Below are 15,883 nucleotides of genomic sequence, written 5' to 3'. Positions count from 1 at the left end.
TCACCGCTGGCGCGTGAGCGCTCAGTGGGTCTCGGGACGGAGGACCTTGGTCCGGAGGACCGACTCGTTCAGGTTCATCTGACGGTCGAGCTCCTTGACGACCGCAGGCTCGGCCTGCAGGTCGATGACCGAGTAGATGCCCTCGGGCTTCTTGTTGATCTCGTACGAGAGACGACGACGGCCCCAGGTGTCGACCTTCTCGACCTTGCCGTTGCCCTCACGGACGACGGAAAGGAAGTTCTCGATCAGGGGGGCGACGGAGCGCTCCTCCAGATCGGGGTCGAGGATGACCATCACCTCGTAGTGACGCATGTGGAACCCACCTCCTTTGGACTCAGCGGCCACGGTCGTTCCGTGGCAGGAGGGTCGTGATGCGTTCCGCGCCGCGCCGCCCGGGGGAATCCGGGCATACACGGGCGCAGACCGTACAGAGTACCTGCCTCAGGGCTTCCGGTTGAAATCCGCCCAGGAGAGCCCTCACCCTGGGACACAACGGGTGTGAGCGGCGTTACAGATCGCCGCCCTCTCTTTGGGAGGTGCCGCATGGCACAGGCAATACGGACCCAGCGCAGCCTGCTCTCGCTCCTGAACAGCGACGGGAAGGCGCATCCGGTCGAGAACACCCTCGCCGTCGTCACTCTTCTGCTCGGCGCCACCGCATTCCTGACCGCCCAATTCCCCCATCTCCACCTGTTGAGCTCCTGGACCGGCCTGATCGGGGTCTGTACCGGTGCGTGGGGCCAGTTCGTCTCCGCGACGACCGGTGAACGCTTCCTGCTGATCATCGGGCTCGGCGCATCGGCCCTCGGCCTCTTCCTCGGCATGGCCCACGGCGGGCTGTTCGGCGGCGTCATCGGCTGACGGCCGGACGCAGGCGGGCGCGGGCTCCCGTACACCCGCACGGGGTGCTCCCCAGTAGGCTTCGGCGCGAGAGCCGGAGCCCCGACCACACGGGGACACACCTGCCGAGGAGCGCCCCGCATGAGCCTGACCCTGAGGACCATCAGCCGAGAGCAGCATCTGGCGTACATCCAGAGCCTGCCGGCGGCGAGCCACATGCAGGTCCCGGCCTGGGCTGACGTCAAGTCCGAGTGGCGGTCGGAGAGCCTGGGGTGGTTCGACGGCACCGGTGAGATGGTCGGCGCGGGTCTGGTCCTCTACCGTCAGCTCCCCAAGATCAAGCGCTACCTCGCATATCTGCCCGAGGGGCCGGTGATCAACTGGTTCGCGCCGAATCTGGACGAGTGGCTGAAGCCCATGCTCAGCCATCTCAAGCACCAGGGTGCGTTCTCCGTGAAGATGGGCCCGCCGGTCATCATCCGCCGCTGGGACGCCGCGGCGATCAAGTCCGGCATCCAGAACCCGGAGGCCAAGCGCCTGCGGGACGTCGAGGCGACGTTCATCGAGCCCCGCGCCTTCGAGGTCGCCGACCGGCTGCGCCGCATGGGCTGGCAGCAGGGCGAGGACGGCGGCGCCGGGTTCGGCGATGTGCAGCCCCGCTACGTCTTCCAGGTGCCGCTGGCCAACCGCTCACTTGAGGATGTCCACAAGGGCTTCAACCAGCTGTGGCGCCGCAACATCAAGAAGGCCGAGAAGGCCGGCGTCGAGGTCGTCCAGGGCGGCTACCAGGACCTGGCCGAGTGGCAGCGGCTCTACGAGATCACCGCAGAGCGTGACCGTTTCCGTCCGCGTCCGCTCGGCTACTTCCAGCAGATGTGGTCCGCGCTCAACAGCGAGGACCCCAACCGCATGCGGCTGTACTTCGCCCGGCACGAGGGCGAGAACGTGGCCGCCGCCACGATGCTGATCGTCGGGGGCCATGTCTGGTACTCCTACGGCGCCTCGGCCAACCACAAGCGCGAGGTCCGGCCGTCCAACGCCATGCAGTGGCGGATGCTGCGCGACGCCTACGCGCTGGGCGCCACGGTCTACGACCTCCGGGGCATCGGTGATGTGCTGGAGGACAGCGACCACCTCTTCGGCCTGATCCAGTTCAAGGTCGGCACCGGCGGCGAGGCGGCCGAGTACCTCGGTGAGTGGGACTTCCCGCTCAACAAGCTGCTGCACAAAGCGCTCGACATCTACATGTCGCGCCGCTGACCCCACCCCACTGTTCCTCTCCCCCCACTCCCCAGCCACGAGAAAGGTTCCGGGCCGGCCATGGCGCTCACCCTCTACGTCGACACCGCGCGCTGGCGGGCGCATCAGCAGAGCGTTCTCCAGCAGTTCCCCGGGCTGGTCCCGGTCTGCAAGGGCAACGGCTACGGCTTCGGCCACGAGCGTCTGTCCGAAGAAGCGACGCTGCTCGGTTCCGATCTCCTGGCCGTCGGCACGACCTACGAAGCCGCCCGCATCAAGGACTTCTTCAGCGGCGACCTGCTCGTCCTCACGCCCTTCCGGCACGGCGAGGAGCCGGTGCCGCTGCCCGACCGCGCGATCCGTTCGGTCTCCTCGGTCGAGGGGGTCAGCGGCCTGGTCGGCGCCCGGGTCGTCATCGAGGTCATGAGCAGCATGAAGCGGCACGGCGTCCTGCCGGAGGACCTGCCGAAGCTGGCCGCGTCCATCGAGGACGTCCGCCTGGAGGGCTTCGCGATCCACCTGCCGCTGGACCGCGCCGACGGCTCCGACGCCGTCGAGGAGGTCATCGGCTGGATGGACCGTCTGCGGGCCGCCCGGCTGCCGCTGCACACGATGTTCGTCAGCCATCTCAAGGCCGAGGAGCTCGCCCGCCTCCAGCAGCAGTTCCCGCAGACCCGGTTCCGCGCCCGGATCGGCACCCGGCTGTGGCTGGGCGACCACGAGGCGACGACGTACCGCGGCTCCGTCCTCGACGTCACCCGGGTCTCCAAGGGCGACCGCTTCGGCTACCGCCAGCAGAAGGCCGCCTCGGACGGCTGCCTGGTCGTCGTGGCGGGCGGCACCTCGCACGGCGTCGGTCTGGAGTCGCCCAAGGCCCTGCACGGGGTGATGCCCCGGGCGAAGGGCGTGGCCCGCGCCGGGCTGGCGACCGTCAACCGCAACCTCTCGCCGTATGTGTGGGCCGGCAAGCAGCGGTGGTTCGCCGAGCCGCCGCACATGCAGGTCTCGATCCTGTTCGTCCCCGGCGACGCCCCCGAGCCGAAGGTGGGCGAGGAGCTGGTAGCGCATCTGCGGCACACCACCACGCAGTACGACCGCCTCGTGGAGCACTGACCGCACGGCACCCTCCACCGACGCCGAGGGGCCCGGTGCGCGCGGACATCCGCCGCGCGCCGGGCCCCTCCGTCGTGTCCGGCCACCGGACTCATTTCCGGGCGGTACCCCAGCTGACCTGTGGAACCGCCTCGAACCGCACCGCGTGCCGCGAGCTGCCGGTGACCCGTCCCAGGGTGAAGACGTCGGGGGCGTGGTCCAGGACGCCGCCCGAGGGGTCGTCGGCGCCGTCGCGGCGCACCACGTCGCGCTCCGGCAGCAGGATGTCGCGGACGACGACGGCGCACAGGTAGAGGGTGCCCAGCAGATGGACGGCGATCACGAGCTGGTAGCCCTCCACCGGCAGTCCCTGGTGCTTGTCGCCGTTGCCGAGGTAGGCGAGGTACATCCAGATGCCCAGGAAGTACATGACCTCGCATGCCTGCCAGATCAGGAAGTCACGCCAGCGCGGCCTGGCCAGCGCGGCCAGCGGGATCAGCCACAGGACGTACTGCGGCGAGTAGACCTTGTTGGTCAGGACGAACAGCGCGACGACGAGAAAGGCGAGCTGCGCGAACCGCGGACGGCGCGGCGCGGCGAACGTCAGCAGGGCGAGCGCGGCGCAGCCCACCAGCATCAGGAGCGTGGCGTAGACATTGGCGTTCTCCAGGGGGTTGCCGGTGCGCTGTGAGATCAGCAGCCAGACCGAGCCGAAGTCGATGGGGCGCTCCTGGCTGAAGGTGTAGAACTTCGCCCAGCCCTCGCGGAGGTGGAAGCCGGTTCCGTCGTACGCGATCATCACGGGCAGGTTCACCACGAGCCAGGAGGCCGCGGCACCGCCCAGCGTCCTGCCGTAGGCGCGCCAGGTCCCGGCGCGCCAGCACAGCACCAGCAGCGGTCCCAGCAGCAGTACGGGGTAGAGCTTCGCCGCGGTCGCCAGCCCGATCAGGAGTCCGGCGGCGACCGGTCGGCGCCGTGACCACATCAGCATGCCGGCGGCGGTGAGGGCGACGGCCAGCAGGTCCCAGTTGACGGTGGCGGTCAGGGCCAAGGCCGGTGCCAGGGCGACCAGCAGACCGTCCCAGGGGCGCCGCCGGTGGGTGCGGGTCACACAGACCGCGATCACCACGGCGCACACCATCAGCATGCCCGCGTTCACCAGCCAGTAGATCTGCTCGCGGTGCTGGAGCGCGCCCCCGTGCGGGGTCAGCCAGGAGGCCACTTCCATGAAGAGGCCGGTGAGCACCGGGTACTCCAGGTACTCCATGTCGCCGGGCAGCCGGTTGAAGTACGGGATGAGTCCGTCGGCGAATCCCCGGCCCGCGTAGAGGTGGGGGATGTCGGAGTAGCAGGCGTGGGTGTACTGGGCGGTGGCGCCGAAGAACCAGCCGCCGTTGTAGCAGGGCAGTTTCTGCACCATGCCGAGCGCGAACACACCGATGGCGACCAGCGCGATGATCCGGACCGGCGTCAGCCTGCTCGTCCCGAGCAGCGCGCGCCGGCCGATCGGCCCTCCGATCAGCTCGCTGCCGGAAGCGGCCACCTCGTCCCGCTGCGTGGGCCGTACCGGCTCGTCCTGTCGCACGCTCGTCATGCGCCCATCCTGCCGCACCGTCTGTGCCGGAACGTGGAGAAGCCCCCGCCCGGTCGAGCCGGGTCGGGGGCTTCTCCGCACCGCGTTTCACGTGAAACAGGGACGCCGTTTCACGTGAAACCGACGACGATCATGAATCGTGGCCGCCTGGTGTGCCACCGATCCAATCCCCGCCAGGGCCTGCCCCACCCGTGGACGGATCAGGCGTCTCGGTCTCCTCACCACCGGTGGCACCGCCCGGCCTGCCGCCCGGTCCTCCACCGGGGCCACCGCCGGGACCGCCGCCCGGTCCTCCACCGGTGGCTGCCCCACCGGTGTCCTGGCACTCCGGGTCCCATTCCGCACAGGTCTCGGTCGCGGTCGGGCTCGGCGAGTGCGACGGGGTGGCGGGCTCCGACGGCTCCTTGGACGGCGTCGGCGAGTGCTCCGGCTCCTGTGTGGGGGTCGGGCTGTTCTCCGGCATACCCGGCTCGTCGACCTGCTGGCCGATGGGCTGAGCCGTCGGGAAGGGCTCCGCGGGGGTGCCCTCCAGCGCCTTCAGCATGTACTCGGTCCACACCTCGGTCGGCAGCGCACCACCGTGAATGGAGTCGAAGCCGCCGACGCCGTTCATCGACAGCTGGCGCGGGTTGTGCGGGTCCTCACGGAACATCGTGACCGCCGTCGAGAGCCGCGGGGTGTAGCCGACGAACCAGGCCGACTTGTTCTCGTCGGTGGTACCGGTCTTGCCCGCCGCCGGCCGGCCCAGGCGCTGCGCTTCCTTGGCCGTACCGTTCTGGATGACGTTCTCCAGCGTCTTGGTCACGTTGTTGGCGATGTTCGGGTTCATCGCCGTTTCCTGGCTCGGCTTCTTGAACTCCGGCAGGGTCTCACCGTGGTGCACCACCTTGGTCACCGAGTACGGCTCCACCTTCATGCCTTCCTTGGCGAACGTGGCATAGGCGTTCGCCATGCGGATGGCGCTCGGGGTGGAGGTGCCCAGGGCGAAGGACGGGTTGAGGTTCTTGTCGAAGCTGCCCTCGGAGATGCCCGCCCTCTCGGCCATGTCCCGCACCTTGCTCATGCCGACATCCATGCCGAGCTGGACGAACGGGGTGTTGACGGACTGCTCCATGGCCTTGGTCAGCGTGATGTAGCCCCAGGGGTGCGGGCTCTCGTTCACCTGGTAGAAGGGCGTGTTGTCCTTGTTGAGGACGTAGTTGCCGTCGGCGTCCTTGACCTTGAGGTGGTCATTGCCGTTGTACCGGCTGTCGGGTGACAGTGGCTGCCCCCCGCTCGCCTTCGTCCCGTACTCCATCGCCGCCGCGAGGACGAACGGCTTCCATGTGGAGCCGACGGGCACGCCGAATGTGTCGGCGTTGTTGCTGAAGTGCCCCTTGTCGAATCCCTCGCCGCCGTACAACGCGACGATCTTGCCCGTCCCCGGCACCACCGAGGCGGCACCGAACTGGACGTACCTGTCCTTCTCCCGCTTGTCGGGGTTGATGTAGCGCTTGTCGACCTTCTTCACCGAGTCGGCGAGCGCCTTGACCTTCTTCTTCTCGAAGGTCGTGTAGATCTGGTAGCCGCCCTTGTCGAACACCGCCGGGCTCATACCGGTGGTCTTGAGCACGTACTTCTTGGCGGTGTCCATCAGGTAGCCGACCTGTCCGGCCTTGCCGGCCGTCGCCTTCGGCGTCTTGGGCATCGGGAACTTGGTGTACTTGGCGCGCTCGGCCTTGCTCATCAGCCCCACCTCGACCTCGCGGTCGAGGATCCACTTCCACCGTTCCTTGGCGCGCCTGGTGTTCTCCCGGGGCGAGGAGTGCGGCCCCATGCCTCCGGCGGGGTCGTAGAGATCGGCGCCCTTGAGGACGGCCGCCAGCAGGGCGCTCTCGTCGGGCTTCAGCTTGGAGGCGTCCTTGCCGTAGTACGACTGGGCGGCGGCCTGGATGCCCAGGGAGCTACGGCCGAAGTAGCTGGTGTTGAGGTACCCCTGGAGGATCTTGGGCTTGTAGTCGGTCTTCCACCCCAGCTTGATGGCGATGAACAGCTCTTTGATCTTGCGGTCGAGCGTCTGCTCCTGGGTCAGCATCGCGTTCTTGACGTACTGCTGAGTGATCGTCGAGGCACCCTGGACCTCTCCGCCCGTCGCCATGTTCCTCACGGCGCGCAGGATGCCCTTCGGGTCCACACCCGAGTCATGCCAGAAATTTTCGTTCTCCGCCGCGATAGCCGCGTTCTGCATCGACTTAGGAACGTCGGAGATATCGACGATCTGCCGGTTCGTCTGACCGTCCCGGACCATCACTTCGCCGTTGGCCCAGTAGTAGACGTTGTTCTCCTGCTGGGCAGCGGCCTTCTCGTTGGGTACCTCTACCAGGGCCAGACCTATGCCCGCGGCCGCGACCATCAGGCCGAAGAACCCGATGCACAGCCCGGAGACGAGCTTCCACGACGGCACGAAGCGGCGCCAGCCGTCACGGCCCGCCCTCGGGTAGTCGATGAAGCGCTTCTTGCCCGGGTTCCCACCGCGTCCGCGCCCCCGCCCGCCGTCGGCACCGCCACCGCCGGCACGGAGCCCGCGACCGCCACCCCGGCCACCGCCCGAGCCCATCGCGGCGGAATCGGACGAACGCCTGCGGCCACCCCGCTGTGCGGCCCGGCGCGCCTCGGCCCGTCCGCCCGCCGGCCTGTCCTGGTCCGGCTCGGCAGAGCCATGCGAAGGTGCCCCACGGCGCCTCGATGACTGCTGTGCGGCGCGTCGGGCCGCAGCACGCCCACCACCCTGGGATTGTGGTGGTTTGCGACGGTGCTCGCTCATGGAACGGATACTCCTCGGGCAGGCGCGCTATCTCGTCGCCTGAAGGCGGCAGTTGACTTCGGATCCCCCCGGAGCGCGGACCGTGTCCGGATACACGGACCGCGCCGCACCGGGGACGGTGACGCCATATGAGGGCGCGTGGTTCCCGGCACTTTGCATGCCGCACAGACTACGCACGGCCAAAACCTGCCCACTGTTGAAATTCACTCCAAATCAGTCAGCCGGTGACGACGAATCAGCGATGTGACGCCGTTCACCACTCCCACCCTTGTTCCGGCCTGGACGCCGTTCTATCGTCTGGATGTATCGAATCGATACATCAGCACGAGATAAAGAACGCACGAGGCCAGGAGGCGGAGGGTGAGCAGACGTTCCGGCATCCTCGAATTCGCCGTCCTGGGACTGCTCCGCGAATCCCCTCTGCACGGCTATGAGCTCCGCAAGCGGCTCAACACCTCGCTCGGGGTCTTCCGTGCGTTCAGCTACGGCACCCTCTACCCCTGCCTCAAGACGCTGGTCGCACATGGCTGGCTCGCCGAGGACACGGGCCGTTCCCCGGAGGGTGCGCCCGCCACGGGGCTGACCGGCCGCCGGGCAAAGATCGTCTATCGATTGACCACAGCGGGCAAGGAGCACTTCGAGGAGCTGCTCACCCACTCCGGCCCGGACGCATGGGAGGACGAACACTTCGGCGTCCGCTTCGCGTTCTTCGGCCAGACGTCGCGCGACGTACGGATGCGCGTGCTCGAAGGCCGCCGCAGCCGGCTGGAGGAGCGCCTCGAAAAGATGCGCACCTCCTTGGCCCGCAGCCGGGAACGGCTGGACGACTACACCCTCGAACTCCAACGCCATGGCATGGAGTCCGTGGAACGCGAGGTCCGTTGGTTGAACGGCCTCATCGAGAGTGAACGCGCCGGACGCGACCGGCACGCCCCGGGATTCACGGAGCGGCACAAGCAGGATCAGTCAGGGGACACGGACGGTCCGTCCCGGCGCCAGGGTGATTCCCGGCCGGCCCCGTCCGACGACACCACCACATGAGGCCCTGTCAGGGCTTCAGCGAAAACACAGGGAGCAGCCGGAAATGGGTTCGGTTCGCGTAGCCATCGTCGGTGTGGGCAACTGCGCCACTTCGCTGGTACAGGGCGTCGAGTACTACAAGGACGCCGCCCCGGACAGCCGTGTGCCCGGCCTCATGCACGTGCAGTTCGGCGACTACCACGTGCGGGACATCGAGTTCGTGGCCGCCTTCGACGTGGATGCCAAGAAGGTCGGTCTCGACCTCGCGGACGCCCTCGGCGCAAGCGAGAACAACACCATCAAGATCTGCGACGTACCGCAGACCGGCGTGACGGTCCAGCGCGGCCACACCCTCGACGGTCTGGGCAAGTACTACCGCATGACGATCGAGGAGTCCTCTCAGGCCCCGGTCGACGTCGTCCAGATCCTCAAGGACAAGCAGGTCGATGTGCTCGTCTGCTACCTCCCCGTCGGTTCCGAGGAGGCGGCGAAGTACTACGCGCAGTGCGCCCTCGACGCCAAGGTCGCGTTCGTCAACGCCCTCCCGGTCTTCATCGCCGGCACCAAGGAGTGGGCGGACAAGTTCACCGAGGCCGGCGTCCCGATCGTCGGTGACGACATCAAGTCCCAGGTCGGCGCCACCATCACGCACCGTGTGATGACCAAGCTGTTCGAGGACCGGGGTGTCGTCCTCGACCGCACGATGCAGCTGAACGTCGGCGGCAACATGGACTTCAAGAACATGCTGGAGCGCGAGCGCCTGGAGTCCAAGAAGATCTCCAAGACCCAGGCCGTCACGTCCCAGATCAAGGACCGCGACCTGGGCGAGGACAACGTCCACATCGGTCCCTCGGACTTTGTCGCCTGGCTCGACGACCGCAAGTGGGCCTATGTCCGCCTGGAGGGGCGCGCCTTCGGCGACGTCCCGCTGAACCTTGAGTACAAGCTTGAGGTCTGGGACTCCCCCAACTCCGCGGGCGTCATCATCGACGCGCTGCGCGCCGCGAAGATCGCCAAGGACCGGGGCATCGGCGGCCCGGTGCTCTCCGCCTCCTCGTACTTCATGAAGTCGCCGCCGGTGCAGTACTTCGACGACGAGGCGCGCGAGAACGTCGAGAAGTTCATCCGGGGCGAGGTCGAGCGCTGAGGCTCCCCCACCTCCCTCCGCAGGCTCCCGGACACGCTCCCGGGAGCCTGCGGGCTGTGTGAGGCTGTGCGCATGCATGCTGTGCGCGCTCTCGGCGTATTACTCCAGCGGCGCGATTTCCGCGCACTGCTGTCCGCGCGACTGCTCTCCCAGTGCGCCGACGGTGTCTTCCAGGTGGCGCTCGCCACCTATGTCGTCTTCTCCCCGGAGAAGCAGGCGACGCCCGCCGCCATCGCCTCCGCCATGGCCGTACTGCTGCTCCCGTACTCCCTCGTCGGGCCGTTCACCGGGGTTCTGCTCGACCGTTGGCGCCGCCGCCAGGTGCTGCTGTACGGCAATCTGCTGCGCACCGTTCTCGCCGCGGTCACCGCGGGTCTGATGCTGGCCGGGGTGCCCGACTGGCTGTTCTACGCCTCGGCGCTGTCCGTCACCGCCGTCAACCGCTTCGTCCTCGCGGGCCTGTCGGCCGCGCTGCCCCGTGTGGTCTACGGTGAACAGCAGCTGGTGATGGCCAACTCCCTCTCCCCCACCGCCGGTACGCTCGCGGCGACGGCCGGGGGCGGGCTGGCGTTCGTGGTCCGGCTCCTCGGCCCGCAGGTCGATGTGCTGGTCGTCCTGCTCAGCGCGGCCCTCTATCTCTGCTCCTCCCTCACCGCCCTGTCGATGGCGCCCGGACTGCTCGGGCCGGACCCTTCGCGGCTTCAGCCGCGTCTTGGTGCCGCCGTGCTGAGCACCGCGCGGGGACTGGTCCACGGTCTGCGTCATCTCTGGGAACGGCGGAGCCCGGCGCGGGCGCTGGCCGCGATGACGGCCGTGCGGTTCTGCTACGGCGCCCTGACGGTCATGGTGCTGATGCTGTGCCGTTATTCCTGGTCGGCGAGCGAGTCCGGCGGTCTGGCGCTGCTCGGGATCACCGTCGGCGTCTCGGGGGCGGGGTTCTTCGCGGCGGCCCTCGTCACTCCTTGGGTCCTCGGGCGGCTCTCCCCGTTCGGCTGGATCGCCTGCTGCGCGGTGATGGGCGCGGTACTGGTGCCGGCGTTGGGCCTGCCGTTCCGGCCGGCGCCGATGCTCGTCGCCGCCTTCGTCCTCGGCCTCAGCACCCAAGGGACGAAGATCGCTACGGACACGATGGTCCAGCACACGGTGGACGATGCCTTCCGCGGCCGGGTGTTCGCCCTCTACGACATGCTGTTCAACATCGCCTTCGTCGGCGCCGCGGCGGTCGCGGCCCTCGTGCTGCCGCCGGACGGACGGTCGGCGGCGCTCCTGATCGGTGTCGCGGTGCTCTACGCCGCGGTCGCCGTGGCCACGGGCCGGCTGGAGCGCCGATAGCCGGGGCAGGGAGCGGATTTTCCGGCGCGCAGGGCCGCACCGCTGTGTGCGCCCGGTACGTTACGGGGCGTCCATACACCTCGTCAGGACCATCTCAGGGGGAATCCATGACCACGCCGCCGCCCCAGGGGCAGAATCCGTACGGCCAGCCGCCCTCCGGCCCCTATCCGAATCCGCCTCAGGCGCCCTACGGGCAGCCGCAGGGCGGCCAGGCATATCCCCCGCAGCAGGGCGCTCCGCACTGGCAGCAGCCGCAGCCGGGATACGGCCCGCCGCCTCAGCAGGGGTACGGTCAGCCGCCTCAGCCGTACCCGCCGCAGGCCGGCGCGCCGGTTCCGCCACAGCCGTATACGCAGGGCGGGGGCGTGCCGCCGCAGAAGCCCCCGCGCAGCGGTCCTTCGGTGATGTCCATCCTCAAGGGCGTCGGGATCGTCCTTGCCCTGGTCGTCATCGGCGTCATCTGGTTCATGAACAAGGACTCGGCCGATACGGCGAAGGTCGGTGACTGCATGACGAACCACGGCAACGAGATCAAGCCCGATCTGGAGGTCGTGGACTGCGGTACGGCGGAGGCCGCCTTCACAGTGAAGGAGGTCCACACCGACACCACCGACACCACGGTCTGCCCGTCGGGCACCAAGTCCTACGCGGAGAGCCCGCACCGCCGCAGGCGGCACAGCAGCAGTACGGCGTTCGTGCTCTGCCTCACCCCTACGAAGTAACCCGGCCGCGCCCGGACCTCCGTGCGTCGTTTCACGTGAAACACGTCGGGGCGACGGCGCGGTGTTTCACGTGAAACACCGTGCGCGGCGCCCCGCGTTTCACGTGAAACGTCAGCCCTGGTTCTGTGCGGCCCACCACTCCTTGAGCGCGGCCACGGCCTGGTCATGCTCCATCGGCCCGTGCTCCAGCCGCAGCTCCAGCATCTGCTGGTACGCCTTGCCGACCTGCGGGCCCGGTGCGATGCCGAGGATCTGCATGATCTCGTTGCCGTCCAGGTCCGGGCGGATCGCGTCCAGCTCCTCCTGCTCCTGCAGACGGGCGATGCGCTCCTCCAGACCGTCATAGGCCCGGGACAGCGCATTGGCCTTGCGCTTGTTGCGCGTCGTGCAGTCCGAGCGGGTCAGCTTGTGCAGCCGTTCCAGCTGCGGACCGGCGTCCCGGACATAGCGGCGGACCGCCGAGTCCGTCCACTCGCCCGTGCCGTAGCCGTGGAACCGCAGATGCAGCTCCACAAGGCGCGAGACGTCCTTGACCGTGTCATTGGAGTACTTCAGCGCGGTCATCCGCTTCTTGGTCATCTTTGCCCCCACCACCTCGTGGTGGTGGAAGGAGACCCGGCCGTCCTTCTCGAAGCGGCGCGTCCTCGGCTTGCCGATGTCGTGGAGCAGGGCCGCGAGGCGCAGCACCAGGTCCGGCCCGTTCTCCTCAAGGTCGATCGCCTGGTCCAGGACCGTGAGCGTGTGCTCGTAGACGTCCTTGTGGCGGTGATGCTCGTCACGCTCCAGCCGCAGCGCGGGAAGCTCGGGCAGCACCTTGTCGGCGATCCCGGAGTCGACGAGCAGCCGCAGTCCCTTCCGCGGGTACTGCGCCATGATCAGCTTGTTCAGCTCGTCCCGTACGCGCTCCGCGGAGACGATCGTGATGCGGTCCGCCATCTCCTTCATCGCGGAGACGACCTCGGGGGCCACCTCGAAGTCCAGCTGCGCGGCGAAGCGCGCCGCACGCATCATCCGCAGCGGATCGTCGGAGAACGACTCCTCCGGCGTTCCCGGGGTCTTCAGCACCCGGGCGGCCAGGTCCTCCAGGCCGTTGTGCGGGTCGACGAACTCCTTCTGCGGCAGGAACACGGCCATGGCGTTCACCGTGAAGTCCCGGCGCACCAGGTCGTCCTCGATGGAGTCGCCATAGGACACCTCGGGCTTGCGGGAGGTGCGGTCGTACGCCTCCGACCGGTAGGTCGTCACCTCGATGTCGAACGAGTCCTTCTTGCAGCCGACGGTGCCGAAGGCGATGCCGACGTCCCAGACCGCGTCGGCCCACGGCCGGACGATCTTCAGAACGTCCTCGGGACGGGCATCGGTGGTGAAGTCCAGGTCGTTGCCGAGCCGGCCCAGGAGTGCGTCCCGTACCGAGCCGCCCACCAGAGCGAGCGTGAACCCGGCCTCCTGGAACCTGCTCGCCAGGTCGTCCGCGACGGGAGACACCCGCAGCAGTTCGCTCACGGCACGGCGCTGTACACGGCTGAGCGCGTTCGCCGCTCGCGTGGTCGGCTCGGCCTGCGGGGTGGGGTTCTCATTGTTGGCGTTCGGCACAACAGAACAGAGTACGTGGCCATGCCGGGGCAGGCGCCCCGCGAGGGGAGCGGGCACGGAGATTCGCGATCTTGTTGCAGCCCTCCGTGGCACCACGTCACAGCGCGCCTCGTTACCATGCGGGGACGCACATTCCGACGACCACTGACGACGACGAGGGACGGGCGAACGCGTGGCCGAGGCGGCAGGGTTCCAGGGGACTGTACGGCCGCGTGGTCGATGGCTGCGACGTGCCGTGACGCTGGTCACCGGGGTGCCGTTGCTCGCCGGTGTGCTCCAGGTCCCGCAGGCCCCGGCGGCGCACGCCGCGCCCACCGGCTCCCGCACCGTCGACATCGCCATCAATACGCTGACGCCGGCCGTCGCCGACAAGGACGACACGGTCACCGTCTCCGGCACCCTGACCAACGACGGCAAGGCCACGATCACCGACGCGCATGTCGCCGTGCGCCGCGGCCCCGTCCTCGACAACCGCAGCTCACTCGACGACGCCGCCCGGCGCACCGGCTTCTCGCCCTCCTTGGACGGCGAGGAGATCGACAAGCGCACGGCGAAGATCGCCTCGCTGAAGCCCGGTGCCAGCCAGCCCTTCGCCCTCAATGTGCCGGTCAAGGACCTGCACCTCGACGACGACGGGGTGTACCAGCTCGCCGTCTCGTTCTCGGGACGCACCTCGGCCGACTCCTACGAGCAGGTCCTGGGCATCCAGCGGACCTTCCTGCCCTGGCAGAAGGACGAGGTCTCCAAGAAGACCCGGCTCACCTTCCTGTGGCCGCTGATCTCCTCGACCCATCTGACCGCCGAGACCAAGCCCGACGCCCAGCAGACCCCGGTCTTCCGTGATGACACCCTCGCCGCGGAGATCGCTCCCGGGGGCCGTCTCCAGCAGATGGTCACCCTCGCCAAGAACCTGCCGGTCACCCTCGTGATCGACCCGGATCTGCTCGCCACCGTCGAGGCGATGACCAAGACGTACAAGATCCACAGCCCGGACGGCCCGACGGGCAGGAACCAGAACGTCGCCAAGGAGTGGCTGAGCCAGGTGGAGGAGCTGGCGAAGGACCATGAGGTCGTCGCCCTGCCGTTCGCCGACCCCGATCTGGCCTCGCTCGCCCACCACGGCAAGAACGTGCCGGGGGCGCTCAGCCACCTCGGCCCGGCCACCGACCTGGCGTCGAAGGCCGTCGACACGATCCTCCACGTCACCCCGCGCACCGACTTCGCCTGGCCGGTCGACGGCGCCGTCGACTCCTCGATCGTCGATGTCGCCACCTCCGCGGGGGCGCACAACGTCATCACCCGCAGCGACAGCCTGCGGGAGTCCGGCGGCCTGTCGTACACGCCCACCGCGGCCCGCCCCATCGGCGGCGGCAACACCGCGATCGTCGCGGACGCCGGGCTCTCCCGGGCCTTCGAGGGCGACATGTCCCGCCCCGGGAACGCCGCCCGCGCGGTGCAGGAGTTCCTCGCCCAGACCCAGATGATCAACCTCCAGGCCCCGGACCGCCGGCGCAGCATCGTCGTCGCCCCGCAGCGCACGCCGTCCGTCAGCCAGGCCCGGGCGATGTCCGCCGCGCTCCAGGCCCTGGACTCGGGCCCCTGGACCGAGCCGCTGGACCTCGGGGACGCGGCGACGCAGGAGCCGGACCCCGACGCCACCCGCCGGGTGCCCGGCGGCGGCTCCTACCCGTCGTCCCTGCGCCGGCAGGAGCTGCCGGTCAGCGCCTTCCAGCAGATGCAGGCCACCCGGTCCACGCTCGACGACTTCGAGGTGAACCTCGACCGGCCCGAGCGCGTCGTGACCCCGTTCGGCAACGCGATCATGCGCGACATGTCGACGCAGTGGCGCGGCGACGCCACGGGCGCGAGGAACTTCCGCGACTCCGTGCGGGACTACCTCATGGAACTGAACGGGAAGGTGCGCCTGATCCAGAAGTCGGAGGCGACGCTCTCCGGCCGCAGTGCGACGATCCCGGTCACCGTGCAGAACAACCTCCTCCAGGGCGTCGAGGGCATGACGCTCAGGCTGACGTCCTCGCAGCCCAACCGGCTCGATGTGGGCGACCCGCAGGAGATCAAGGTGGACGGCGGGCACAGCCAGTCGTTCAAGTTCGAGACCACGGCGAACGCCAATGGCCCGGTGCGGGTGACGGCCCAGCTCTACACGGCGGAGGGCAAGCCGCACGGCGCCCCCATGGTGTTCGTGGTGAACGTCACCGAGATCACCGCGACCGTGATGCTCGTCATCGCGGGCGGTGTCCTCCTGCTCGTCCTCGCCGGTGTGCGGATCTATCTCCAGCGCAAGCGCGCCGCCCGCCGCGCCGAGGAGAACAGCACGGACGACGCGGCGGAGGACGGCCCCGAGGGCGCGTCCGGCACGGACCGCGCCACGGAGAACGCGGACGGCGAGAACGCCGAGCAGCCGGGTGACCGGGAGCCGGACACCGGTTCGGGAAACACGGCCGCCTCCGGCTCGGGTGAGAAAGTGGACCGTTGATGGA

12 protein-coding genes are annotated in these 15,883 nt (G+C 68.8%); 8 read left to right on the top strand and 4 right to left on the bottom strand.

From position 1 onward, the window contains the following. Nucleotides 1–21 precede the first annotated feature (21 nt). Nucleotides 22–312: a 30S ribosomal protein S6 gene (gene rpsF, locus AC51EU_RS02240; protein ID WP_383414766.1), complete on the bottom strand. Its 291-nt coding sequence runs from the start codon at nucleotides 310–312 to the stop codon at nucleotides 22–24. 231 nt (nucleotides 313–543) lie between these two features. Between rpsF and AC51EU_RS02235 the strand changes: the two genes are divergently transcribed. From AC51EU_RS02235 to AC51EU_RS02225, 3 genes are all read left to right on the top strand, one after another. Further along, entirely contained in the window at nucleotides 544–861 is a 318-nt protein-coding gene (locus tag AC51EU_RS02235; protein WP_496264883.1) for a hypothetical protein, read from the top strand. A 120-nt stretch (nucleotides 862–981) separates the two neighbouring features. After that, nucleotides 982–2,100 (top strand): lipid II:glycine glycyltransferase FemX, encoded by a 1,119-nt coding sequence (locus AC51EU_RS02230; RefSeq protein ID WP_496264882.1) that lies wholly within the window; start codon nucleotides 982–984, stop codon nucleotides 2,098–2,100. Nucleotides 2,101–2,160: 60 nt separating this feature from the next. After that, nucleotides 2,161–3,192, top strand: coding sequence for an alanine racemase (locus tag AC51EU_RS02225; RefSeq protein ID WP_496264881.1), 1,032 nt, complete (start codon nucleotides 2,161–2,163; stop codon nucleotides 3,190–3,192). A gap of 91 nt (nucleotides 3,193–3,283) precedes the next feature. On the opposite strand, the gene AC51EU_RS02220 is transcribed toward AC51EU_RS02225, so the two are convergent. Together AC51EU_RS02220 and AC51EU_RS02215 are read right to left on the bottom strand one after the other, a co-directional pair. Beyond that, nucleotides 3,284–4,765 (bottom strand): glycosyltransferase family 87 protein, encoded by a 1,482-nt coding sequence (locus AC51EU_RS02220; protein WP_496264880.1) that lies wholly within the window; start codon nucleotides 4,763–4,765, stop codon nucleotides 3,284–3,286. Between the two features lie 130 nt (nucleotides 4,766–4,895). Beyond that, nucleotides 4,896–7,568 (bottom strand): transglycosylase domain-containing protein, encoded by a 2,673-nt coding sequence (locus AC51EU_RS02215; RefSeq protein WP_496264879.1) that lies wholly within the window; start codon nucleotides 7,566–7,568, stop codon nucleotides 4,896–4,898. Nucleotides 7,569–7,928: 360 nt separating this feature from the next. Here AC51EU_RS02215 and AC51EU_RS02210 point away from each other — a divergent pair, with 360 nt between their 5' ends. The 4 genes from AC51EU_RS02210 to AC51EU_RS02195 all read left to right on the top strand — a co-directional run bounded on the left by AC51EU_RS02210 (nucleotide 7,929) and on the right by AC51EU_RS02195 (nucleotide 11,789). Then, nucleotides 7,929–8,609 (top strand): PadR family transcriptional regulator, encoded by a 681-nt coding sequence (locus AC51EU_RS02210; RefSeq protein ID WP_496264878.1) that lies wholly within the window; start codon nucleotides 7,929–7,931, stop codon nucleotides 8,607–8,609. A 43-nt stretch (nucleotides 8,610–8,652) separates the two neighbouring features. Continuing rightward, complete coding sequence (locus AC51EU_RS02205; RefSeq protein WP_496264877.1) at nucleotides 8,653–9,735, top strand: inositol-3-phosphate synthase; 1,083 nt, start codon at nucleotides 8,653–8,655, stop codon at nucleotides 9,733–9,735. A 72-nt stretch (nucleotides 9,736–9,807) separates the two neighbouring features. After that, on the top strand, nucleotides 9,808–11,067 hold the full coding sequence (locus AC51EU_RS02200; RefSeq protein ID WP_496264876.1) for an MFS transporter: 1,260 nt from the start codon (nucleotides 9,808–9,810) through the stop codon (nucleotides 11,065–11,067). A gap of 404 nt (nucleotides 11,068–11,471) precedes the next feature. Beyond that, nucleotides 11,472–11,789 carry an LppU/SCO3897 family protein gene (locus AC51EU_RS02195; protein ID WP_496264875.1) on the top strand — a complete coding sequence of 106 codons (318 nt, stop codon included), beginning with the start codon at nucleotides 11,472–11,474 and terminating at the stop codon, nucleotides 11,787–11,789. A 111-nt stretch (nucleotides 11,790–11,900) separates the two neighbouring features. Here AC51EU_RS02195 and AC51EU_RS02190 read toward each other — a convergent pair whose 3' ends face one another. Continuing rightward, nucleotides 11,901–13,382, bottom strand: coding sequence for a CCA tRNA nucleotidyltransferase (locus AC51EU_RS02190; protein WP_496264874.1), 1,482 nt, complete (start codon nucleotides 13,380–13,382; stop codon nucleotides 11,901–11,903). Between the two features lie 172 nt (nucleotides 13,383–13,554). On the opposite strand from AC51EU_RS02190, the gene AC51EU_RS02185 reads away from it, so the two are divergent. Further along, on the top strand, nucleotides 13,555–15,879 hold the full coding sequence (locus AC51EU_RS02185; RefSeq protein ID WP_496264873.1) for a DUF6049 family protein: 2,325 nt from the start codon (nucleotides 13,555–13,557) through the stop codon (nucleotides 15,877–15,879). Nucleotides 15,880–15,883 lie beyond the last annotated feature (4 nt).

Source organism: Candidatus Streptomyces philanthi, from assembly GCF_059553635.1.
This window is presented reverse-complemented; position numbering and strand designations above follow the sequence as displayed.

What these genes read in the sequence shown, in the direction of transcription:
- rpsF (WP_383414766.1), bottom strand. Translation starts at nt 312, where the DNA reads ATGCGTCACTACGAGGTGATGGTCATCCTCGACCCCGATCTGGAGGAG.
- AC51EU_RS02235 (WP_496264883.1), top strand. Translation starts at nt 544, where the DNA reads ATGGCACAGGCAATACGGACCCAGCGCAGCCTGCTCTCGCTCCTGAAC.
- AC51EU_RS02230 (WP_496264882.1), top strand. Translation starts at nt 982, where the DNA reads ATGAGCCTGACCCTGAGGACCATCAGCCGAGAGCAGCATCTGGCGTAC.
- AC51EU_RS02225 (WP_496264881.1), top strand. Translation starts at nt 2,161, where the DNA reads ATGGCGCTCACCCTCTACGTCGACACCGCGCGCTGGCGGGCGCATCAG.
- AC51EU_RS02220 (WP_496264880.1), bottom strand. Translation starts at nt 4,765, where the DNA reads ATGACGAGCGTGCGACAGGACGAGCCGGTACGGCCCACGCAGCGGGAC.
- AC51EU_RS02215 (WP_496264879.1), bottom strand. Translation starts at nt 7,568, where the DNA reads ATGAGCGAGCACCGTCGCAAACCACCACAATCCCAGGGTGGTGGGCGT.
- AC51EU_RS02205 (WP_496264877.1), top strand. Translation starts at nt 8,653, where the DNA reads ATGGGTTCGGTTCGCGTAGCCATCGTCGGTGTGGGCAACTGCGCCACT.
- AC51EU_RS02200 (WP_496264876.1), top strand. Translation starts at nt 9,808, where the DNA reads ATGCATGCTGTGCGCGCTCTCGGCGTATTACTCCAGCGGCGCGATTTC.
- AC51EU_RS02195 (WP_496264875.1), top strand. Translation starts at nt 11,472, where the DNA reads ATGTCCATCCTCAAGGGCGTCGGGATCGTCCTTGCCCTGGTCGTCATC.